The sequence below is a fragment of the Mesorhizobium prunaredense genome (assembly GCF_900156895.1).
Taxonomy (GTDB): Bacteria; Pseudomonadota; Alphaproteobacteria; order Rhizobiales; family Rhizobiaceae; genus Mesorhizobium; species Mesorhizobium prunaredense.
Map to the genome: position 1 here is coordinate 277,882 of NZ_FTPD01000082.1, position 20,279 is coordinate 298,160.

The window sequence follows — 20,279 nt, forward strand, 5'->3', positions numbered from 1 at the left end:
AAGCGCAACAATCGTAGCATGCATCGACGTGCCTTGACACCAAAACACCGGACGGCCGCGACGGCACGCAAAGTACCAAGGGAGAACCAGATGAAACATGCCCGGACTGCACGCCTCGGAGCGCAGATCGCCGCCTTGTCGGCGGCGCTGCTGTTTTCGGCCAGCGCAATGGCACAGCAGAATTTCGTTACCATCGGCACCGGTGGCGTCACCGGCGTCTATTATGCCGCCGGCGGTGCTATCTGCCGCCTGCTCAACAAGGATCGTAAGACCCACGGCATCCGCTGCTCGGTCGAATCGACCGGCGGATCGGCATTCAACGTGAACACTATCAAGGAAGGCGAACTCGACTTCGGCATGGCCCAGTCCGACGTCCAGTACAACGCCTACAAGGGGCTGGAATCATTCAAGGACGGTGGCGCCCATACCGACCTGCGCGCGGTTTTCTCGATCCATCCGGAGCCGTTCACGGTGCTGGCGCATCCGAATGCCGGCGTGACGAAATTCGAGGACTTCAAGGGCAAGCGTTTCAACATCGGCAATCCCGGTTCCGGAACACGCACTTCCATGGAACGTCTGCTCAGTGCGATGGGCTGGACGTTGGCCGACTTTTCGCTCGCATCGGAGTTGAAGGCTGACGAGCACGGCCCGGCGCTCTGCGACGGCAAGATCGACGGGTTCTTCTACGGCGTCGGCCATCCCTCGGCAAACATTCAGGATCCGACCACTACCTGCGCTGCCAAGCTGGTGCCGTTGACCGGGGAAGTCGTGGACAAGCTGGTCGCAGAAAATCCCTACTACGCCAAGGCGGTGATCCCGGGCGGGCTCTACGCCAACAATCCCGACGATACCGAGACTTTCGGCGTGCTCGCCACGCTGGTCACTTCGGCTAAAGTTCCCGACGAGAGCGTCTATCAATTGACCAGGGCGGTGTTCGAGAATTTCGACGAGTTCAAGTCGCTGCATCCGGCCTTTGCCAATCTCGATCCGACCAAGATGGTGTCGGAAGGGAATTCCGCGCCGCTGCATCCGGGCGCTGAAAAATACTTCAAGGAGAAGGGCTGGCTGAAATAGGCTTCGTGACCTGACGGCAGTCCGGCGGGGTCCAGCGGACCCGCCGGGGGCATCCGCAACAGGAGGCGTCATGAGCGAAGTGAAGGCACAACCGGCCGGCGTCGATCTCGAAGAGCTCGAACAACTTGTCGCGGAGGCCGACACGGGTGGCCGGCATCCGAGCGGAACAGTCGCTCGAATCCTGCTCTGGGTTGCAGTTGCCTGGTCGCTTTTCCAGCTCTGGTACGCTTCGCCTTTGCCGTTTGTCTTCGGCTTCGGCATCCTCAATGATACGGAAGCGCGCGCCATCCATCTCGGCTTCGCGCTGTTTTTGACCTTCCTCGCCTATCCGGCGCTGAGATCCTCGCCCCGCGATCGTGTGCCGCTGCTTGACTGGGTGCTGGCCGTGGTCGGCGGGTTTGCCGGCGCCTACCTCTTTCTGTTTTACGTCCAGCTTTCCGGACGGCCGGGGCAGCCGACCACGCTCGATCTGGTGACCGGAACCGTCGGCATCCTGTTGCTTCTCGAGGCGACGCGCCGCGCGCTCGGCCTGCCGATGGTGGTCGTGGCATGCGTCTTCATCTTCTACACCTTTGCCGGCCAGTATATGCCGGACGTGATTCAGCATCGCGGCGCATCGCTCAACAAGTTTCTCAACCATCAATGGCTGACCACCGAAGGCGTCTTCGGGATTGCACTTGGCGTGTCGACGAGTTTCGTCTTTCTCTTCGTCCTGTTCGGTACGCTTCTGGAAAAGGCAGGCGCCGGCAACTGGATGATGCAGATCTCCATCGCGCTGCTCGGCCATCTGCGCGGCGGCCCGGCGAAAGTCGCGGTGGTCTCATCGGCCCTCAACGGCGTCGTGTCCGGCTCGTCCGTCTCCAATGTGGTTTCAGGCGGCATCTTCACCATCCCGCTGATGAAGCGCACCGGCCTTTCCGGCGTCAAGGCGGGCGCCATCGAGGCCGCGGCCTCGATCAACGGCCAGATCATGCCGCCGGTCATGGGTGCGGCCGCCTTCCTGATGGTCGAATATGTCGGCATTCCCTATTCGGAGATCGTCAAGCACGCGCTGTTGCCGGCGGTTTTTTCCTACATAGCACTGCTCTACATGGTTCATCTCGAAGCGATAAAGATGGACCTGAAGACGATCCCGCAGCGTCCGACGCCGGCAAGAGAACGGATGCTGCGGATGGGGCTGGGACTGTCGGGCAGCATTCTCGCCGTCTGTATCGTCTATTACGGCATTGTTGCTATCCAGGCTGTCTTCGGAGGGGCCGCGCCGCCGCTGCTCGCGCTCGCCGGCGTCGCTCTCTACGTCGCCTCCGTCTGGTATTCCTCCCGCTATCCGGACCTCGCACTCGACGATCCGAACGCGCCAATCCTCGAACTGCCGCGCGCCTGGGACGTCACGCGGACCGGGCTCGATTTCCTCATCCCGATCGCGGTGCTTCTGTGGTGCCTGATGGTCGAGCAGATGTCGCCTGGCCTCTCGGCGTTCTGGGCAACGGTCTCGATCCTCGGCATCGTCGTGACGCGCAAGCCGCTGATGGCGGTATTCCGCCACGAAGACCTCGCACCCTCGGTGCGTGCCTCTTGGGACGATCTGATCGATGGACTGGCGCTTGGCGCCCGCAACATGATCGGCATAGGCATCGCCACCGCCACCGCCGGTATCGTCGTCGGCACGATCACGCTGACCGGTCTCGGTCTGATGATGACGGAACTCGTCGAGCTCATCTCCGGCGGCAACGTCATCCTGATGCTGATCCTCATCGCCGCGATCAGTCTTGTGCTCGGCATGGGTATTCCGACCACCGCAAATTATATCCTGGTCGCCACGCTGATGGCGCCGGTCGTGGTCGATCTCGGCGCGCAGGCCGGATTGCCAATCCCGCTGATCGCTGTCCACCTCTTCGTCTTTTACTTCGGCATCATGGCCGATATCACCCCGCCCGTCGGGCTGGCGGCCTTCGCGGCGGCGGCGATTTCCAAGGAAGATCCGATCGCCACCGGTTTCCAGGGCGCGCTCTACTCGTTGCGTACCGCGATCCTGCCGTTCGTCTTCATCTTCAATCCGGCGATCCTGCTGATCGGAGTCGACAGTTGGCCCCAGACAATCTGGGTGGCAACGGTCTCGTTGATCGCCATCCTGCTGTTTTCGGCCGCGACAATGAATTGGTTCGTAACGAAAAGCCGACTTTGGGAAAGTGCGGCCCTGCTGCTCATCTGCTTCACGCTGTTTCGGCCGGACTGGTGGCTCAACCAGGTGTCGCCGCCTTACGAGGAATTGCCGGCCAGCGAATTCCTGTCGGCGGTCGCGCAGACGCCGGCGGATGGCCGCATCAATTTTGTCGTCGAGGGTGTCGACCTCATGGGCGAAGATGTACGCAAAACGGTCAACGTGCCGCTCGGGGAGCCGGGCGAGCCGCTGGAGCGGCTGCGCGGCATTGGACTTACCATCACGCAAGCGGGCGACGCGCTGATGATCAGCAATGTCGATTTCGGATCCTACGCCAAGCGCATTGGGCTGGATGTCGGATATGACGTGGTGGCGGTGCTCAGAAAGGCCGACCAGCCCTCGAGCCTCATTCCGATCGGCCTGGCGCTCGCTGCGACCGCCGGCGTCGCCGGGCTGCAGTTTGCGCGGGCGCGCAAGCAGGCCGACAGGAAGGAAACCGGGCCGGCGCGCTGAGAACGGAACGGTTGATAACAGCTGCTGACAGGCCCGGGAAAAACTCCTCAGTCGGCGGTCAGCACCACCTTGACGCTCCGCGAGCGGTCGGCGGCCAGGGCAAACGCCTCGCAGGCCGAGGGGAGCGGGCGTTCGGCGGTCACCAGCTTCAGGACATCTATATCCCCGCTGACGATGAGGTCGACCGCCTGGTTGAATTCTGCGCCGAAGCGAAACGTGCCGTTCAGGTCGATTTCCTTGGCCATCACCGCATTGGCGGCCACGGGGATCTGACCACCCGGAAGATTGCCGACCTGAACGACCGTGCCGCCGCGCCGGACGCTGGCGATCGCCGCTGCGAGACCGGCGGCGGTGCCTGAAATCTCGAACGCGACATCGATCGCCTTGTCGGCCGCGAGCGCCTTGAGCTCGTCGTCGCCGCCGGACAGGTCGATCGTCCTGTTTGCTCCAAGTTTGCTGGCGAAGGCGAGCGGCGCCTCGGCTATGTCGGCGACGGTGAGCTCGCCACATCCCTTGAGCCTGGCGGCGAGCATGGTCAGGAGCCCGATAGGGCCGGCGCCGAACAAGATGACGTTGCGGCCGGCGATGTCGCCGGCCCGTGCCACGGCATGCAGGCTGACGGCGAGCGGTTCGGCGAGTGCCGCCGCCTGGTAGGCGACAGCATGCGGAACCTTGACGCATTGCGCGGGCGTGGCATCGAACAGGCTGGCAAAACCGCCTTGCATGTGCGGCGTTTTCGACGCCGAGCCCATGAAATAGATGTTCTCGCAGAGGTTGGCGCGGCCCTCGGCGCATCGCGCGCATTGTCCGCACCAGCGCGACGGGTTGACCGCCACGCGATCACCGACGGCAAGTCCTGGCGCGTCCGCGTTGATTTTTACGATCTCTCCGGCGACCTCGTGGCCGAGCACGAGCGGCGATGTGACGACAAAATCGCCGGTCCGCGCATGGCGGAAATAGTGCAGGTCGGAACCGCAGATGCCGCCGGCGCCGAAGCGCACGCGCACCATTCCCGGCGCGAGGGGGCCGAGCGGATGCTCGACGACGCGCAGATCCTCGGGGCCGAACAGCGTCGCGGCGACTGCACTATCGATCATCGGATCAGTCCCATTTGCGTCGGCAGCCACAGCGTGATGGCGGGGATGAAGGTGATCAGGATCAGCGCGACGATCAACGGCACAAGCCAGGGCAGAATCGCCATGGTCGTACGCTCGACCGATAGTTTGGCGACCCGCGAGAGGACGAACAGCACCATGCCGAGCGGCGGATGGAGGAGACCAATCATCAGATTAAGCGTCATGATCAGACCGAAATGCACCGGGTTGATGCCGTACACGGCGGCCACCGGCAACAGGATGGGCACAAGAATGGTGATCGCCGCAATCGTATCGAGGAAGCAGCCGACCACCAGCATCAGGACGTTCACCAGGATGAGGAAGACCCACATGTTGTCGGTGAGGGCGAAGATGAAGGTCGAGAACAGCTGTGCCGCCTGGCTGACGGTGAGCAGCCAGGCGAATATCGAGGCGGCGGTGACGATGAAGAGTACGGAGGCCGTCGTCTCGATGGTGTCGAAGCTCGCCTTTGCGAGTGTGCGCAGCGTCATCGTGCGGTAGCGCACCAGCCCGAGGAAAAGCGACCAGATCACGGCGGCCATCGCCGCCTCGGTCGGCGTGAACCAGCCCATCGTCATCCCGCCAATCAGGATGATCGGCGTCATCAGTGCCATGACCGCGGAGAAGTCGAAATACCAGTCGACCGCAATCAGCAACAGCAGCGCGATGCCGACCGCGACATTGATGGACAGGCCAAGCTGCACCAGCAGATAACAGGCGAGCGGGAAGGCCGCCACCACCAGCACCTCGCCCGCCGCTTCGGCGAGCCGCCGAAGCTCGAACGGCGTGTCGGAACCCCAGCCGCGCCGATAGGCGAAGATGGCGACCGTCACCATCATCAGCACGGTCATGACCACGCCCGGTAGGATGCCGGCCATGAACAGCGCGCCGATCGAGACATTCGCCATCATGCCGTAAATGACGAAGGGCAGCGACGGCGGGAAAATCGGCCCGAGCGTCGCCGAGGCAGCGGTGACCCCGACCGCGGCGTCGATCGGATAGCCGTGGTCCTTCATCGCCTTGATCTCGATGGTGCCGATGCCGGCGGCGTCGGCGAGCGCGGTGCCCGACATGCCGGAGAAGATCACCGATCCGATGATGTTGACCTGCGCCAGGCCGCCCTTCATCCAGCCGACCAGCGCAAGGGCGAAGGCATAGATGCGGCCAGTGACGCCGGCGATGTTCATGAGGTTGCCGGCGAGGATGAAGAAGGGCACGGCGAGCAGCGGAAAGCTCTCCACCCCGGCAATCATGCGCTGGGCTGCGATGATGTCGGGCGCGACACCATAGATGACGAGGTAGAGCACCGAGGCTGCTGCCATCGACACGGCGACCGGCACGCCAATCAGCATCAGGACCAGAAAGCCTCCGACCAATAGCAGCATCGCTCAGTCCCCCACCGTTTCGAACGCACCGGGGCGCTCGAGCACCGAATAGCCACGCCTGTAGTTGCCAATGAAGACCTGGATCGAGCGCGCGAACATCAGCGCGAAGCCCGCCAGGACGGCGTAGAAGAACCAGCGGCGCGGCAGGTTGACGGTGACCATGCGCTCGTGCGCGACGATCGAGACATAGCGCCACATCAGCCAGGTCCCGTAGGCGAAGAAGACGACACGGATGACGTCGACGCTAAGCGCGAGCCAGCGGCCGACGCGCTCCGGCAGGTAATGGTAGAGCACATCGACATGGATGTGGCGCGAGATGCGCACGCACATAGCGGCGCCGAGAAAGACGACGACGACGAGCGCGTTGATGGCGATCTCCTCGGTCCAGGCAAGGCTGTTGTTCAGCGCATAACGGGTGAAGAACTGCAGGAAGACACAGACGACCATCCCCCAGAACACGGCGAGCGTGATCCAGTCCTCGATGCCGTGGTGCGACAGATCAATGTGTACCGGCACCTCCTCGAAAGCGTGGGCGATCTCTTCGACGGTGATCTCGGTATGGTGTTCCTCGGCCATTGGCGCGGGCTCCCGAAGCTGGTGGGTCGTCAAGGATTGGAAAGGCCGTCCGGCGCAACATGGAACCGGACGGACGGGCAGGTTAAAGCGGCGAATCCGGTTGCCGCTCTATCCCCTTGTCTGAGCACCTGATTTTCCCGATACTCTACTTGATCGCGCGGATCGCCTCCCAATCGGCCTTGTTGTAGCCGAACTCCTCGAACGTGACCTTCTCAAGAACATTCTTTTCAAAATCGGCACGGTCGATGTCGGTCACGGTGATGCCGCGATCCTTGAACACCTGCACCAATTCCTTTTCGCGCGCGACGATCTTTGCCGTGGCACGGGCGGCTGCCTCCTGCATCACCTCGGTGAAGATCTGCTTGTCCTCGTCGGAAAGCGAGGCCCAGCGCGACTGTGATACGATCGTGTTGAGGTGATCGACGATGTGTCCGGTGAGCACGATGTGCTTCTGCACCTCGTAGAATTTCTTCGCCTCGATGGTGGTCAGCGGGTTCTCCTGAGCCTCGACGGTGCCGTTCTGCAGGGCCAGATACACCTCGGCGAAGGCGATCGGCGCGGTGTTGGCGCCGCACGCGCGCGGCATGGCGAGATAGGCGGGAACGTCAGGGACGCGCATCTTCAGACCTTGCATATCGGCACATTTGGCGATCGGCCGGTTTGAGGTGGTCTGCCGCGTGCCATAATAGGTGGTGGCCGTTATGTGATGGCCTGACTTTTCCTCGTAGCCCTTGGTCAACGCCTTGTAGACGTCGCTTTTGGTGTATTTCAACAGATGGTCGGCGTCGCGGAAGGTATACGGGAAATAGGTGACGCCGATCGGCGGATATTCGCGCGCCGCAAAGCTCGACCCGGAAATGATGATATCGACCGTGCCGAGCGTCAGGCCCTGGTTTATATCCGCTTCCTTACCGAGCTGCGAGGCCGGATAGACGTCGACGGTGTAGCGGCCCTGGGTGCGCTTCTTAATCTCCTCCGCTGCCCACACGGACTCGGTATGGAAGGGCTCCGACGTCTCATACACGTGGGCCCATTTCAGAGCTGTCTGCGCCGAGGCCGAAGCCAAAGGCATAGCGATTGCTGCGATCGCACCGAGTAGAATTGCGTATTTTCTCAGCATTGTGTTCCTCCCTGAGGTTGGATTTGACTGCTCCGACCGGATCTCCTCCCGGTCGGCTGCTAGACCTTTTAGTTGAGCATTGGTTTTTCCCAAAACCGGTTCCCACTTTTGGGTCAGATGCTCTATTCCGCGACCTCCCTGGCCGCGGATTTCTCACCGAAATTGCGTGAGAATCTCAGTTGCGACTGACGCAGATGTTCCTGCATCGCGGCTTTGGCCCGTTCAGGGTCGCGTGCCGCGATCGCGTCGCGCACCGCGCGATGCTCCTCCGCGGCGGCCCGCCAGGACTCCCTGTTCTCGAAATAGCTCGACAGGCGTTCGAAATATGGGTTCATGCGCTGGTCGAAGAGCTCGCCGATGCAGCGCACCAGGACGGCGTTTCCGAGAATGCCCGCCACCATCGTATGGAACTCGCGGTCGAGCGCGATCGTCATCCTGGTCGGGCGAGGTATATCCTCCATGCGGCGCAGCACGTCGTCCATATGCTCGATGTCGATTGGCCGAGCATGGAGGGCGGCTTCGGCGGCGATCGCCCCTTCGATGAACTCGCGTGCCCGCAACAGCTCGAACGGGCCTTCATCCATCTCTGCCGTCAAAATTTCGGCACGCGGCGGTTCGGTGACGTAGATGCCCGAGCCAACGCGAATGCGTATGCGCCCCTCGACCTCGAGCGCGATCAGCGCTTCACGGACGGTCGGGCGGGAGATGCCAAGCTGATCGGCCAGTTCGCGCTCGGTCGGCAGCCGATCGCCGACTGCGAACTCGCCCGCGTCGATCAGCTGCCTGAGCTGATCGGCGATCTGTCGGTAAAGTCGACGCGGTTCAACGGCCTGGATCGGCATTGTTACCCAGTTCTACTTCAACGGAATCATCTGGCCGATCCCGGATCGGTAAATTGGTCTGACCTATTGATCGAAACCTGCCGCGAAAAAGGCTGAAAGTCAAGCAGCAGAGAACGCCCGTGGAACCCATTCTCCGTGACTTTCTTGGAAACGACGGATCGGCCATGGCTGGACGGCAACTCTTGATCTTCCAGAAGCTGGAAGAGGGCATAGCGTTAGTTTCCCGCTAAACAACGTCAAGGGAGATCAAGCCGAGAATACGAAGCCGATAGACGGATATTGTAAGGACCTTCGCGACCTAAAAAGGACGACTACAGCTCGCTTAATAGTGACAGTCTCCACCCGCCGCCCTCTCCGGAAATTGCGGAGACGTCCAGAGCGGACTTGCGCGCCGGTCGACGAGCAAGCCGCATCATTTGTCGCTGGTTGGTCTTCGACGATGGCCGGCCGCGAGAATGATGCTTGAATAGCCGTGTTGAGCGCATTCCGGCACATGCACAGTTCTGATCGTCAATGCCCCTTCCGGAAAACAGTTCCGTAGCATCCTTTCCATGTCGGCCGCGCCGAGCATGGGGCTTGGGAACGCCCTGCCGCCCACGAGGTAGCTGTGCGTCTTGCCGAGAGCGGCAACAAGAAGCGTCCCGCCAGGCCGCACCAATTCAATGATCCGCCTCATGTAGAGTTGCCACTCTTCGAGATCGGCCGTGGCCGAATCTGCGCAGTAGGCGCTCAGAACGGTCGTATAGAGCCGTTGCGCATCCGCCAGCGGCCTATCGTTACGAATATCGACCTCCAGCAGGGTCGTGATCCTGGCGCGCGTAAGGCGTTCACGATGAAGAATATCTTCCCAGGTGGGGTCCGCCATGCCCTCGCATTGAAGAGTGTAGCTGACGAAAGGCTTCCAGTCGTGCGCACCTTCGTCTTGTTCGACCCAGCGGGAGATTTCGTCGAGATTGCATCGAAGATAGTCCCCGAGATGAATTTCGGAGACCTGTGTCGTAATCGGGAAGACGTGGTGAAGCGTCGGACCGACACCGAAAACGAGCACCGATTCACCGGCTGGTATCCGTTGCGCGGCCTCAGCAAAAAAGGCGATCGTATGTTGCTCGTCGACTTCGACGGCGCTGTAATAGTCGGCGAGGTATTCCGCTGGGGACCATGCATTTTCGAAGGACGTGTAGGATACCGCCTTTTGAAGAAGCACGCGGGTCGACCAGCCGAGCCCGTATTCATAAGCCGCCGCACCGGCATTGGCGCCGGCTAGGAAAACCAGTGCCTCCTCTCCGGAGACAGCGTCGCTGGCGAGGGCGAGACCGAAAGCGCCGATGTAGTAGGGCGTTTCCTTGGCAAGTTCGAAGACGACGTATCCTGCTGCGCTCAGAAACCGGCGAATGCCGACGCGCATGGTTCTGCGTCCTGTGAGATCATAGGCCAACTTGGATAGAATACTGCTGCTGGTTCCTGTCATTTCCAGCAGCCGCCAGTTCGCAGCCAGGCTGGACGAAAGCCCGCACGCCCAAAGTACGTATGAGGCGCCCAGCACGATGGCGGCGGCGTGGATGCCTATGCCGGAAAGCTGGCCGGACGCTACGAGCAACACCCCCGCAGCAGTGGCGACCGTGTCGAGCGCGTAGGTCGAAACCGCGTTCGCGACGATCGTCGCCGACCACTTCTTGATCCGTGTGGCCGAGCGGAACGTTTCGGCGAGATCAGCCACCGGCGGAGCTGCCGGCGCCGACGATGCAATTGCGCGCCGTCTCCCACGATCCCTTGGCTTCCACCAGCCGTCCGGCGCTGGCCAGCCCCTGACGTGGCCCGCCCGAGTAAATCGCCTCGTACTGCCCGGCCTTGATCAGATACGTATCGTGCCAGATCCCTACATTGCCCCGAGAGTTCTTCATGGCGCGATTGAACTTTGTCCAATCCTTCCAATGCTGGCGATCCCGTGCGCGTGCGTAAGTCTCCAGATGGTCAAAGGATCGCCAGTATTGAACGAAGGTGAGTTTACCGAAGTAGTGGAAGCCAAGTAAGCCGCTCGCCGGGTCGACCGACAGTTCCTCGAGCATCGGCCGCATTGCTCGCAGCGGCGGCAGCCATTTGTGTGGCTTCCACCATTTGTTGATCCGCATGCCAATGAGAAAGACGAAGTCGCCCTCTATGATGGCCGCGACATGTTGGGGGATGACCGCCATGCTGATTTCATTCAGGTTTTCGGATTCAGCGAGCCGAATGGCAGGAAGCCAGGTAGGAACGGCCCAGCCGGCCCGTGGTGCTGATCGTGGTGTCGTCCAGACCGTGGACATGAAGTTCGACCCAGTCATGTTGACATGACCTCGGTCTCGACATTGATCTTCCATACCTCGTTGACATTGACCGAGCCGCCCGTGCCAGTGTGGTGTGCAAGGTCGGTGATGGTGAGGTCACGCTGTCAGCAGGACAACTTTCCAGCGCATTCGCAAAATCGTTGAAGAAAGACATGTCGACCTCCTTAAAGGGAGTTGCATTGCTTGCTGCCGCCCACGGCCATTGCCGAGATTCCGCGCATGCGTAATTAATACGTACGGTATGTATCTACGACTATACTTGCCAAGGTTCCGCCTGTCAAGTTAAGGAAACGTACCGTACGCACGTATCAAAGAGGCAAGAATGGAAACCGTGGAAGTGATCAACGGACGCTCACCGCTGTCAAAGGCAGATGCGCGCAAACGATACGTCGAAATCGGTGAACTCGTCGTTCTGAAGCAAATTCAGGACGATTCCGCAAAGCTGGACGATCGCGCGATCGCGATCGGCCCATTTGCGCGACTTGATGCCAGTGCGGCCGCCGCGCACGATGGCAAGACGCGCGGCGCTGTTACCAATCTGTTTGGCAGCCAGGCCGCCTATCAGACGGAGACGATGGCGTTGGCGCTCAGTGCGATCGCCTGGATCGAGAAGATCGAGTATCCATCGCCGGATGACTTCGACACTCCTGACAAATGGGTTGACGCGTTCTTTTCCGGCCAGTCGGACCGCGGTCCGCAGCACGGTGCGGAGCCAACCGTAAACTATGCTTTCTTGTGGGCGCTATGGCTGAGCACCGTACCATATGGGCTATGGAGCGAGGAGATATCCCGAACGGGTCTTGCAGAATACCGTCAATGGGTAGCTCAACTCAAGGACGTCTTCGCTGACGCTCTCGATCATTTTGACTTGGCGGTGGGGGAGGGGATGACCGTTCTGGATCTGGCGAGCGCGGCCGCAAGCCTGATCGAGGGTATATGGCTCAACCAGTGTTTGACCGTGAACCACCCGAGCGACCCGTCGGAACCCGTTTCTGCGGCGCTGCGGCGGTCTGGGCGGATGCTGTGGCGCGGCGCGACCAGACCTCGCGCCGATTGAAAATCGAGCCGCTCAAATGAGTCGATCCCTGCCGCAGCCGACCAGGGCAACGCTACGATGTCGTCTGGCAGGCACGTCGGCCCGGAAAATCCACTGCCATATCGGGCATCATACGACCAACAACATTGTCGAAGAGAAGGGCGCTGGCGGACTGATGGTCGTGATCGATGTGAGACCGTGAAGCCCGCTCCGCAAGGCGAAACGTAGATGGATATCCTTGCTATCTACGGCGGCCTGTTTGCTATTGCCTTCGCCGCGGCGACCATCCTTCCGGCGCAGTCGGAGGCCGCCCTTGCGGGGCTCCTCGCTGCCGGTTCTTACTCGCCCACAATGCTGGTTGTTGTCGCCAGCATAGGCAACATCCTCGGCTCGGCGGTGAACTGGGTTCTTGGTCGAGGGCTCGAACGCTTCCGGGACAGGCCCTGGTTTCCGCTGCGTCCCGCGACGCTCAACCGCGCCACGAACTGGTATCACCGCTATGGAAGATGGTCGCTCTTGTTAAGCTGGATGCCGATCGTCGGCGATCCATTGACCGTGGTCGCTGGGGTTTTGCGCGAGCCGCTATGGAGCTTTGTCGTAATCGTCGCCGTCGCGAAAGTTTCGCGTTATGTGGTTATCGCCGGAGCGGTGCTGGGCCTGATTTAAAATCGAATGTAAGACATCGCAGCAGGCAGCTGCGTTCACTTTTGGTTGCATTGCAACAAACTTTACAAACGCGAACTTGACAAACCACGCGAACAATTGTCCCAAGGGCACGATGACGAATGTTGGTCGAATCTCGATCTTAGGAAACATACCGCTCCGAGCAGTGCTGGCGGTGGTGTTCCTGGTCATGTCGGCTCTTCAGCCTGGCCTGTTCGCCACTGCTAACGCTACTGGTTTTCACAGCGACGCGGGGATGAATCTCCCTGCCGAAGACCACTCCCACGCGATGGGTGGCCACGACCACGGCGCCGTTGCCGACGACGTGCACACGTCAGAGCACGATCACGGCACCAAGAATTCCAGCGAGAAAAGCTGCGAAGTCCATTGCGCGCCGGTCCATGCCGTGCCTGTCGATTGTCCTGACCTGGAGCGCGTTGTTTCCCGCTGCTTTGCGCCCGTCGTTGCCGTCACTTTGCCGCTTGGCGAATACACAGCGCTCATAAGGCCCCCCAAACACATCTGAACTGACGCGCCCTCTTCGGGCGTTCGCGCGCAGCGTCGGGAATCCGTTCCCGCGCGGCCAAACGCATACGTCATGCTTCAGGTCTACAATGAAAATCGCAAGCTCCGCGATGCTCGCATCGCTGTTCGTTGCCGGATGTGCAGCAACCACACCGCCGGACATTCTTCCGGACTTCAATCCGGCCGACCCCGTGATGGGCATCCGTGATGCGCACTACCACCCGGTTATTGCCGACTATCACCACCGGGAACCGGTCGATCCGCAGAACTGGCGGCGTCTCAATGAAGAGCGCGCTCCAGCAAAGCAGGGAGCCGGATCATGAAGCGGCGGTTCCTGACCATGGCTACGGTCGTAGCCATCCCGCTGATCGCTGCCGGATGCGCGACCAGCGGGGGCTCCTACGGCATTTCCGACCCCATGGCCGGCTTCACGACAGTCGCGGCGCGCGCCGAATCCGTCACCGGCAAGAAAACGGTGTGGATGCAGTCCAGCGAGGAGGCGAGGGGGGTCTCAGAGCGCGTGAAAAGCCTCGTCCAGAGGAAGACGATCGGTCCGGACGTGGCGGTGCAGGTCGCCCTGCTCAACAATAAGGGCCTGCAGGCCGCCTACGCCGAGATCGGCCTGTCGGCGGCCGATGTCTGGCAGGAAAGCATGCTCGTCAATCCGACGATCTCGGTCGGCATGATTGGTGTCGATCCAATGAAAACGATCGAAGGGGCGGTGGTCAGCAATATCCTTGCGCTGGCGACGCGTAAGCGGCGCGTCGCAGTCGCGGATGCGCGCTTCCGTCAGGCCCAGCTCCGCGCCGCCGAGGAAACGCTACGGCTCGCCGCCGATACGCGGCGGGCCTGGATCAACGCTGTGTCGGCATGGGAGAGCGTTTCCTATTTGAATCAGGCGCAGGCTGCCGCAGACGCTGCTTCCGAACTCGCTCAAAAACTTGGCGAGACTGGCGCGTTCACAAAGACCGGCCAGGCCCGCGAGCATGTCTTCTACGCCGAGATCGTCGGCCAGGCGGCGGAGTCGCGTCTCGCCGCCCGGACCGCCAAGGAAGGGCTCACCCGGCTCATGGGCCTTTGGGGGCCGGACGTTGATTATTCCGTCCCGAACGCGCTTCCAGCTTTGCCGAAAGGCGCCAGGGCCAAGCGCGCGATCGAGGCCGAAGCGCTAAGAAATCGCGTCGACCTTGAGATTGCAAAGCTTGAGCTGGAGGCGCTGGCGAAATCCTACGGTCTGACCGAGGCGACACGCTACGTCAGCGATCTTGACCTTCTTACCGGCGTGGAAGTGGAACGCGAGGAGTCGGAAGAAGGCGGAACCGAGACGAGCACTGCGCCCATCCTGGAAGTCGAATTCGTCATCCCGATTTTCGATACCGGGAAAGCGCGCATGCGCAAGGCCGAGCTTGCTTACACGCAAGCGGCAAACCGGATGGCGGAAAAGGCGGTCAACATCCGATCCGAGGCGAGATCCGCCTATGACGCCTACCGATCGACCTACGACATTGCCCGGCACTATCGGAACAGTGTCGTGCCGCTCCGCACAAAAATCGAGGCCGAAGCGCTCCTGACTTACAACGGCATGATCACCAATACGTTCGAGCTTCTGGCGGACACCCGCGCGAAAATCAGCGCGATCATGCTTTCCCTCAACGCCAAGCGCAATTTCTGGCTGGCCGACGTCAATCTCGGAACCGCCATTCATGGTGGCGGCGGGAGTTCGCCCGAAAGCGGCGAAGCACCGGCCGCAGCCGAAGCGGGCGCCGAAGGCCACTGAACCGAAGGAGAAGAAAATGCTTTCAAGACGCCAGTTGCTGGGTGCCGGAGCCCTCCTCGCCGGAGCTACGGCATGGACCAAAACCTCGGCGATGGGCTTGCCGGATGCGGCCGTCATGGAGTCCCCGGATATGCAGCCGCCGATCTTCCCGACGAGCGGGCCCGACTACCAGCCGGTGGTGACTCTCAACGGCTGGACCCTTCCGCATCGCATGAACAACGGCGTGAAGGAATTTCATCTTGTCGCCGAGCCGGTCGAGCGGGAACTGGCGCCCGGCTCGATCGCATATCTGTGGGGCTACAACGGTCAATCGCCAGGCCCGACTATCGAGGCGGTCGAAGGCGACCGTGTCCGCATCTTCGTGACCAACAAGTTGCCGGAGCACACCACCATCCACTGGCACGGCATGATCCTGCCAAACGGCATGGATGGCGTGACCGGCCTTACCCAGCCCGGAATCCCGCCCGGCAAGACCTTCGTCTACGAGTTCGACCTCGTGAAGAGCGGCACATTCATGTATCATCCGCACGCCGACGAAATGGTCCAGATGGCGATGGGCATGATGGGCTTCTTCGTCATTCATCCCAAAGACCCGAAATTCATGCGCGTGGACCGCGATTTCGTGTTCCTGCTGAACGCCTTCGACATCGAACCGGGGTCGTACGTCCCGCGCATCATGGAGATGACGGACTTCAACCTCTGGGCCTGGAACAGTCGCGTCTTTCCGGGGATCAGCCACCTTCCAGTGGCGAAGAACGACCGGGTGCGGGTGCGCGTCGGCAACCTGACGATGACCAACCATCCGATCCACATGCATGGCTACGATTTCGAGGTGACCTGCACGGACGGCGGCTGGGTACGTCCGGAGGCGCGGTGGCCGGAGGTGTCGATCGACATCCCCGTTGGCGCCATGCGGGCATATGAGTTCGAAGCCAAATATGAGGGCGACTGGGCAATTCATTGCCATAAGTCGCATCACACAATGAACGCCATGGGCCACGACGTGCCCACGTACATCGGCGTCGACAACTCAAAAGTCACCGACAAAATCCGCCGGGTCCAGCCCGAATACATGGCCATGGGTGACCGCGGCATGGCCGACATGGGCGAGATGGAGATGCCGCTTCCCGACAACACGATCCCGATGATGACCGGCTGGGGCCAATTCGGCGCCATCGAGATGGGCGGGATGTTCTCGGTGGTGAAGGTTCGCGAGGGCCTGGCTTCGAACAATTACGCCGATCCGGGCTGGTACCAGCACTCGGAGGGAACCGTAGCTTACGAGTGGAAGGGAGATGTCCCCGCTCCGACGAAATCAGGCGACGCAAAAACAATGGCCCCGGCAGCGCACGGCGGTCACGGCAAACAGGGATGAGAAACCGAAACCCTTCAACATCAACAATGAGAGAAAGTGCAGCATGAAACATATAATCGTAGCGGTCGTTTTGATGGCGGTCAGTTCGGGAGCAGCTCTAGCCGGTGGAACGCATGCCGGAGGCCATGGCGACAAAGTCGCCACAATGCCGATCGGCAGCCCTGGTGAGGCCAAGCAGGCAAAGCGGACTGTCAACATCTCGATGTCGGAGAAAGACGACGGGAAGATGTTGTTCCAACCGGCCGTGCTCAAGGTGAAGAAGGGCGAGACCGTTCGCCTGGAGTTCGTCAACAAGGGCCAAGTCGACCACGAATTCGTCATGGACGTCCATGACGGGATCATGGAGCACAAGGCGCTGATGGAGAAATTCCCCGAGATGGAGCACGCGGATCCCAATTCGATCCGGCTGGCGCCCGGCGCCAGAGGCGAGATCATCTGGACGTTCGCTAACGCCGGCGAATTCGGCTTCGCCTGCCTGATCCCGGGTCACTACGATTCCGGCATGAAGGGCGACATCACCGTCGCCCACTAACCTTCAAAACCGCAAAGGAAGCAGCCATGAAACTATTGGTAAAGGCACTCTCGACGCTCGCGCTCATGCTCGCCATCGGCGGGAGCGCGCTTGCGCAGGAATACGTGAAGGGCGAAGTCATCAAGGTTGACGCCAAACAGAAGAAGGTGACGATCAAGCATGAGCCGCTGACCAATCTCGACATGCCAGCAATGACGATGGTGTTCGTCGTTGCGGAGCAGAGCATGCTCGATAAAGTCAAAACGGGTCAGCCGATCGAGTTCACTGCCGACCGCGTCAACGGACGCATCACGGTCACCGACATCAAGTGATCCACGACCAGCGCCGCGGGTTGCAAATCAACCCGCGGCCGCCGTCCGATCAGGCAAAAACGCGCGTCACGACGAGGGGGCCGCGCAGAATGTTATCCAGAGATTCTCTTTCCAATCGTCAGGTGCGGAACGGCTTAGAGGCATCTCTATAGGATATCTTCGCGCGCCCACGCTTACATACGCCGGATAATTGCAGCGAACGCGTGCACGATGCTTGCCGGTATCTTCATATCTGACAGCGCCGCTCGCGTCCGTCTCGACCAAGCCAATAGCGACGTCAAAGTCATAGTCTCCATCTCGCGAGACGCTATTGTTCAGGATGCTGAGCTGGACCGAGGTGGCATCTGGAAAATTGGCAGTATAAAAGATCAGTCGCTCTGCCGGCATCGAGGGCGTAGCCACCAACACGCCGGCAAAAAATGCAATGGCGCGCATCTCCTCCTCCCGAGGATCCAAGACGAGGCTATCATCTCTCGCATCGATATTCGAATCACTGTTCCGGGCAGTGGCCCGAGGCATTCAGATGCGTACTTCGTGTGTGTCTCCTCCCTTTCGTTATCTCGAGTCAGGACCATCGATGGCAAATCCTCCGCGCCGACCGACAAATCCAATGGCTGCCGCCGAAGCCGCATTCAAGCCTGCCAAGAAGCCGGCCGCACCGGCTCGCGAAACCGCAGCTGCTCCAAATGTCAGAGAGCTTGTTTCAATCAGGATTGATCGAGCTGTCCTGGATTATTTCCAGGGCGACGGACCGGGCTGGCAGGACCGTATCAACGACGCTTTGCGGGCCATGGTCGAGAAGCGGATCGCCGCCGAGGACGACCGTCCGGACGACATCACCTGAGCATCGCAGAGCCGCCGGGCGGAGCTGGCGGCGAGCCAAATTGAATATGTTCTGCTGGCCATGCCTCAGAGACAATCTCGAAAGCTCGCGATGATTGCTGGGTCACCACTTGGCGGCGTCGGCCAAAGCTACCCCAAGTACGCCAGCAATGGCTCCGATCGCGCGATTATATAGCGGTGACTCTCCAAACGGGTTGGGCAGTCGATCCTGCATTCGTCGGAAGAGACGGGATGCCAAGCGTCGAACTTTCTTCAACTAGAAGTCGCGCCGAACCCTGCCCTTACCGCTTCCCGTCCAGAGGCAGGTCTTGAAAGCCTGCCTCTGGACGGGTCGGCCCAACGACATCCGACACTCAGTGGACCGTAAGTTCCACAGCGGAATATTTGGATCAATGTAGCACGACATCGGCAAACGTCGCCCCGCCAGGTGAATGTCTGCGCTTTTGGCCCACTGCAGTCGGCAGGTTCCACGGAGTGTAGACTGAAAGGGTACCCATGGACGCTGCAGAGGTAATTGTTGAAGCGATCCGGCAGATACCTTCTGGGTCCGGCCTATTCAATCACTACGAAAGCTATGAAGCCGCCTGCGAGGATGCGGATGCGCCGAAATTGCGCCGGCACAATCTCGGGCTCTATGTTCGGAGTTTCATCGAGCGTCAACCTGCTGACTTGTGGATAGCTGAGGCGCCTTCGCGTTATGGCGCGCGCTGGTCGGGCGTGCCTTTCACCCATCAAGGCAACTTGAAAGAAATGGCCGAGATGCTGGGCTTGCCGAACTCCTTTGCCGTACCGACACGGGATCCAGAAAGCGGCGCAAGCCGAACCTCTTTAGCTATCTGGGAAATCTTCCCAAGGCCGATGCCGCTTTTGTGGAACGTCGTCATGCTGCACCCGTTCAAACTGCGGAACGGTCAAATCAGAAATGCAGAAACGACTCGCGAGCACCACGAACTTTGCCGCGAGTCTCTGACACTGGTCCTCGACACGTTCAGGCCGAAGCGCATTATCGCGATTGGCAGTGTATCAGCAAAGGCGCTTGGCCGAATGGGAGTACCTGTGAGGCAGGTGGCCCATCCAAGACGGAATCGCCACCACCTCTTCTGGGCCGATATGAAGAAGCTGGGTATCGGCCGTAGTTGCAGCCCTTTTTGAGCCGCGACCATCGCGCGCCGTTTAATTGCCCACCATGTCAGCATGGCTCATCCGCCGCCTAAGGTCGCCTTTTTGACCCGTTCGAGACCTTCATTCTCGGCTTTGCGAATGGCAGCAACGCGCCCCATGTCGGCCGTTGAGGTGATCTTTGCTGTTGCCCGATAAGCAGACGTTGCCGGCGACCATCCTCGACATCGTAGTCGCGCCACTACCGGTCATTCGCAGCGCGCCTCATTAGCTGACCTTCAGCCACTGGCCGGAGTCGACCCGTAGCTGCCCTTCCTGCGGAGAAGAGCAAAGGCAAGCTTCCTCGTGCGCGCGCACCGTGCCGGGTGTATGTTGCTGATATGAGTTGGGTCGACGCCCTTCAGGCTCTCACGCGACCAAGCAGGGTCGGGTCAGCAACAGGAGGAAGTTATGGCAGACGCGACGCTAAGAAATCAGAACTCCGAGCTCGTTCGGCGCGGTTATGCCGCGTTCAACTCGGGAGACATGGACACGCTCACGCAAATCATCGACGAGTCCTGCATCTGGCATACTCCGGGGAAGAGTCCGATCGCCGGGGACTACGAAGGCCGCGAGGCGACCTTTGGCCAGTTCGGCCGTTATGGCGGCGAAACCCACGGGACTTTCAAGGCCAACCTTTTGCATGTGATGGAGAGCGAGGACGGACGCGCGGTGGGCGTCCATCGCAATACCGGGGAGCGCAACGGCAAACGGCTGGATGTGCTCTGTTGCATCGTCTTCGACATCAGGAACGGCAAGGTGATGGATGGCCGAGAGCACTTCTACGACCTCTACGCCTGGGACACGTTCTGGGCCTAGCCTCGTAGGCGACCCGGACCGGCACGCGAATCGCCCCGGGTCCGGCCGGGAGAGTCAGTTTAGGGGCGCTACTTGCTCGTTGGGACGAGACCAACGACCGCTTCCCATCCAAGGACGAAGCCGCTCGCGC

At 60.8% G+C, this 20,279-nt stretch carries 21 protein-coding genes; 13 read left to right on the forward strand and 8 right to left on the reverse strand.

Annotated elements, in window-relative coordinates:
- The first annotated feature begins 90 nt into the window (after positions 1 to 90).
- Both BQ8794_RS34120 and BQ8794_RS34125 read left to right on the forward strand, forming a co-directional pair.
- Entirely contained in the window at positions 91 to 1,074 is a 984-nt protein-coding gene (locus tag BQ8794_RS34120) for a TAXI family TRAP transporter solute-binding subunit (protein ID WP_077384112.1), read from the forward strand.
- 70 nt (positions 1,075 to 1,144) lie between these two features.
- Complete coding sequence (locus BQ8794_RS34125) at positions 1,145 to 3,748, forward strand: TRAP transporter permease (RefSeq protein ID WP_077384113.1); 2,604 nt, start codon at positions 1,145 to 1,147, stop codon at positions 3,746 to 3,748.
- 47 nt (positions 3,749 to 3,795) lie between these two features.
- Here the strand turns inward: BQ8794_RS34125 and BQ8794_RS34130 are convergent, their stop codons facing one another.
- The 7 genes from BQ8794_RS34130 to BQ8794_RS34160 all read right to left on the reverse strand — a co-directional run bounded on the left by BQ8794_RS34130 (position 3,796) and on the right by BQ8794_RS34160 (position 11,089).
- Positions 3,796 to 4,845 (reverse strand): L-idonate 5-dehydrogenase, encoded by a 1,050-nt coding sequence (locus BQ8794_RS34130; RefSeq protein ID WP_077384114.1) that lies wholly within the window; start codon positions 4,843 to 4,845, stop codon positions 3,796 to 3,798.
- Entirely contained in the window at positions 4,842 to 6,248 is a 1,407-nt protein-coding gene (locus BQ8794_RS34135; protein WP_077384115.1) for a TRAP transporter large permease, read from the reverse strand. Before BQ8794_RS34135 ends, BQ8794_RS34130 begins: the two co-directional genes overlap by 4 nt.
- Positions 6,249 to 6,251: 3 nt before the next feature.
- A complete protein-coding gene (locus BQ8794_RS34140) occupies positions 6,252 to 6,824 on the reverse strand; it encodes a TRAP transporter small permease (RefSeq protein WP_077384116.1) in 573 nt (190 codons plus the stop codon).
- Between the two features lie 145 nt (positions 6,825 to 6,969).
- The gene (locus tag BQ8794_RS34145) at positions 6,970 to 7,944 is read right to left on the reverse strand and encodes a sialic acid TRAP transporter substrate-binding protein SiaP (RefSeq protein WP_077384117.1); all 975 of its coding nucleotides are present in this window, start codon (positions 7,942 to 7,944) and stop codon (positions 6,970 to 6,972) included.
- Between the two features lie 122 nt (positions 7,945 to 8,066).
- Positions 8,067 to 8,786: a FadR/GntR family transcriptional regulator gene (locus BQ8794_RS34150; RefSeq protein ID WP_143744832.1), complete on the reverse strand. Its 720-nt coding sequence runs from the start codon at positions 8,784 to 8,786 to the stop codon at positions 8,067 to 8,069.
- 412 nt (positions 8,787 to 9,198) lie between these two features.
- Positions 9,199 to 10,503, reverse strand: a complete 1,305-nt coding sequence (gene gntF / locus BQ8794_RS34155; RefSeq protein WP_210189884.1) for a guanitoxin biosynthesis pre-guanitoxin forming N-methyltransferase GntF — start codon at positions 10,501 to 10,503, stop codon at positions 9,199 to 9,201.
- Positions 10,496 to 11,089, reverse strand: coding sequence for a DUF4188 domain-containing protein (locus BQ8794_RS34160; RefSeq protein ID WP_210189885.1), 594 nt, complete (start codon positions 11,087 to 11,089; stop codon positions 10,496 to 10,498). The genes gntF and BQ8794_RS34160 overlap by 8 nt, the downstream gene beginning before the upstream one ends.
- A gap of 343 nt (positions 11,090 to 11,432) precedes the next feature.
- Between BQ8794_RS34160 and BQ8794_RS34165 the strand changes: the two genes are divergently transcribed.
- From BQ8794_RS34165 to BQ8794_RS34205, 8 genes are all read left to right on the forward strand, one after another.
- A complete protein-coding gene (locus BQ8794_RS34165; protein ID WP_077384118.1) occupies positions 11,433 to 12,167 on the forward strand; it encodes a hypothetical protein in 735 nt (244 codons plus the stop codon).
- A gap of 207 nt (positions 12,168 to 12,374) precedes the next feature.
- On the forward strand, positions 12,375 to 12,812 hold the full coding sequence (locus tag BQ8794_RS34175) for a YqaA family protein (RefSeq protein ID WP_077384119.1): 438 nt from the start codon (positions 12,375 to 12,377) through the stop codon (positions 12,810 to 12,812).
- Between the two features lie 112 nt (positions 12,813 to 12,924).
- Positions 12,925 to 13,335, forward strand: coding sequence for a hypothetical protein (locus BQ8794_RS34180; protein WP_077384120.1), 411 nt, complete (start codon positions 12,925 to 12,927; stop codon positions 13,333 to 13,335).
- Positions 13,336 to 13,423: 88 nt separating this feature from the next.
- The gene (locus BQ8794_RS34185; protein ID WP_077384121.1) at positions 13,424 to 13,657 is read left to right on the forward strand and encodes a hypothetical protein; all 234 of its coding nucleotides are present in this window, start codon (positions 13,424 to 13,426) and stop codon (positions 13,655 to 13,657) included.
- On the forward strand, positions 13,654 to 15,111 hold the full coding sequence (locus BQ8794_RS34190; RefSeq protein ID WP_077384122.1) for a TolC family protein: 1,458 nt from the start codon (positions 13,654 to 13,656) through the stop codon (positions 15,109 to 15,111). Before BQ8794_RS34185 ends, BQ8794_RS34190 begins: the two co-directional genes overlap by 4 nt.
- A 16-nt stretch (positions 15,112 to 15,127) precedes the next feature.
- Positions 15,128 to 16,486: a multicopper oxidase family protein gene (locus BQ8794_RS34195; protein ID WP_077384171.1), complete on the forward strand. Its 1,359-nt coding sequence runs from the start codon at positions 15,128 to 15,130 to the stop codon at positions 16,484 to 16,486.
- Between the two features lie 43 nt (positions 16,487 to 16,529).
- On the forward strand, positions 16,530 to 17,018 hold the full coding sequence (locus BQ8794_RS34200) for a cupredoxin domain-containing protein (RefSeq protein WP_077384123.1): 489 nt from the start codon (positions 16,530 to 16,532) through the stop codon (positions 17,016 to 17,018).
- A gap of 26 nt (positions 17,019 to 17,044) precedes the next feature.
- Positions 17,045 to 17,329, forward strand: a complete 285-nt coding sequence (locus tag BQ8794_RS34205) for a copper-binding protein (RefSeq protein WP_077384124.1) — start codon at positions 17,045 to 17,047, stop codon at positions 17,327 to 17,329.
- Positions 17,330 to 17,395: 66 nt separating this feature from the next.
- Here BQ8794_RS34205 and BQ8794_RS34210 read toward each other — a convergent pair whose 3' ends face one another.
- Positions 17,396 to 17,764 (reverse strand): hypothetical protein, encoded by a 369-nt coding sequence (locus BQ8794_RS34210; protein WP_077384172.1) that lies wholly within the window; start codon positions 17,762 to 17,764, stop codon positions 17,396 to 17,398.
- A 142-nt stretch (positions 17,765 to 17,906) separates the two neighbouring features.
- On the opposite strand from BQ8794_RS34210, the gene BQ8794_RS34215 reads away from it, so the two are divergent.
- The 3 genes from BQ8794_RS34215 to BQ8794_RS34225 all read left to right on the forward strand — a co-directional run bounded on the left by BQ8794_RS34215 (position 17,907) and on the right by BQ8794_RS34225 (position 20,149).
- A complete protein-coding gene (locus BQ8794_RS34215) occupies positions 17,907 to 18,173 on the forward strand; it encodes a BrnA antitoxin family protein (protein WP_077384125.1) in 267 nt (88 codons plus the stop codon).
- Between the two features lie 494 nt (positions 18,174 to 18,667).
- Complete coding sequence (locus tag BQ8794_RS34220) at positions 18,668 to 19,324, forward strand: uracil-DNA glycosylase family protein (RefSeq protein WP_077384126.1); 657 nt, start codon at positions 18,668 to 18,670, stop codon at positions 19,322 to 19,324.
- A gap of 417 nt (positions 19,325 to 19,741) precedes the next feature.
- Complete coding sequence (locus BQ8794_RS34225) at positions 19,742 to 20,149, forward strand: nuclear transport factor 2 family protein (protein WP_077384127.1); 408 nt, start codon at positions 19,742 to 19,744, stop codon at positions 20,147 to 20,149.
- The last annotated feature ends 130 nt before the right edge of the window (positions 20,150 to 20,279 follow it).

Bases quoted from the DNA above. Each gene is read 5' to 3' on its own strand.
- BQ8794_RS34120 (WP_077384112.1), top strand. From the start codon at position 91: ATGAAACATGCCCGGACTGCACGCCTCGGAGCGCAGATCGCCGCCTTG.
- BQ8794_RS34125 (WP_077384113.1), top strand. From the start codon at position 1,145: ATGAGCGAAGTGAAGGCACAACCGGCCGGCGTCGATCTCGAAGAGCTC.
- BQ8794_RS34130 (WP_077384114.1), bottom strand. From the start codon at position 4,845: ATGATCGATAGTGCAGTCGCCGCGACGCTGTTCGGCCCCGAGGATCTG.
- BQ8794_RS34135 (WP_077384115.1), bottom strand. From the start codon at position 6,248: ATGCTGCTATTGGTCGGAGGCTTTCTGGTCCTGATGCTGATTGGCGTG.
- BQ8794_RS34140 (WP_077384116.1), bottom strand. From the start codon at position 6,824: ATGGCCGAGGAACACCATACCGAGATCACCGTCGAAGAGATCGCCCAC.
- BQ8794_RS34145 (WP_077384117.1), bottom strand. From the start codon at position 7,944: ATGCTGAGAAAATACGCAATTCTACTCGGTGCGATCGCAGCAATCGCT.
- BQ8794_RS34150 (WP_143744832.1), bottom strand. From the start codon at position 8,786: ATGCCGATCCAGGCCGTTGAACCGCGTCGACTTTACCGACAGATCGCC.
- BQ8794_RS34160 (WP_210189885.1), bottom strand. From the start codon at position 11,089: ATGTCCACGGTCTGGACGACACCACGATCAGCACCACGGGCCGGCTGG.
- BQ8794_RS34165 (WP_077384118.1), top strand. From the start codon at position 11,433: ATGGAAACCGTGGAAGTGATCAACGGACGCTCACCGCTGTCAAAGGCA.
- BQ8794_RS34175 (WP_077384119.1), top strand. From the start codon at position 12,375: ATGGATATCCTTGCTATCTACGGCGGCCTGTTTGCTATTGCCTTCGCC.
- BQ8794_RS34180 (WP_077384120.1), top strand. From the start codon at position 12,925: ATGACGAATGTTGGTCGAATCTCGATCTTAGGAAACATACCGCTCCGA.
- BQ8794_RS34185 (WP_077384121.1), top strand. From the start codon at position 13,424: ATGAAAATCGCAAGCTCCGCGATGCTCGCATCGCTGTTCGTTGCCGGA.
- BQ8794_RS34190 (WP_077384122.1), top strand. From the start codon at position 13,654: ATGAAGCGGCGGTTCCTGACCATGGCTACGGTCGTAGCCATCCCGCTG.
- BQ8794_RS34195 (WP_077384171.1), top strand. From the start codon at position 15,128: ATGCTTTCAAGACGCCAGTTGCTGGGTGCCGGAGCCCTCCTCGCCGGA.
- BQ8794_RS34200 (WP_077384123.1), top strand. From the start codon at position 16,530: ATGAAACATATAATCGTAGCGGTCGTTTTGATGGCGGTCAGTTCGGGA.
- BQ8794_RS34205 (WP_077384124.1), top strand. From the start codon at position 17,045: ATGAAACTATTGGTAAAGGCACTCTCGACGCTCGCGCTCATGCTCGCC.
- BQ8794_RS34210 (WP_077384172.1), bottom strand. From the start codon at position 17,764: ATGCGCGCCATTGCATTTTTTGCCGGCGTGTTGGTGGCTACGCCCTCG.
- BQ8794_RS34215 (WP_077384125.1), top strand. From the start codon at position 17,907: ATGGCAAATCCTCCGCGCCGACCGACAAATCCAATGGCTGCCGCCGAA.
- BQ8794_RS34220 (WP_077384126.1), top strand. From the start codon at position 18,668: ATGGACGCTGCAGAGGTAATTGTTGAAGCGATCCGGCAGATACCTTCT.
- BQ8794_RS34225 (WP_077384127.1), top strand. From the start codon at position 19,742: ATGGCAGACGCGACGCTAAGAAATCAGAACTCCGAGCTCGTTCGGCGC.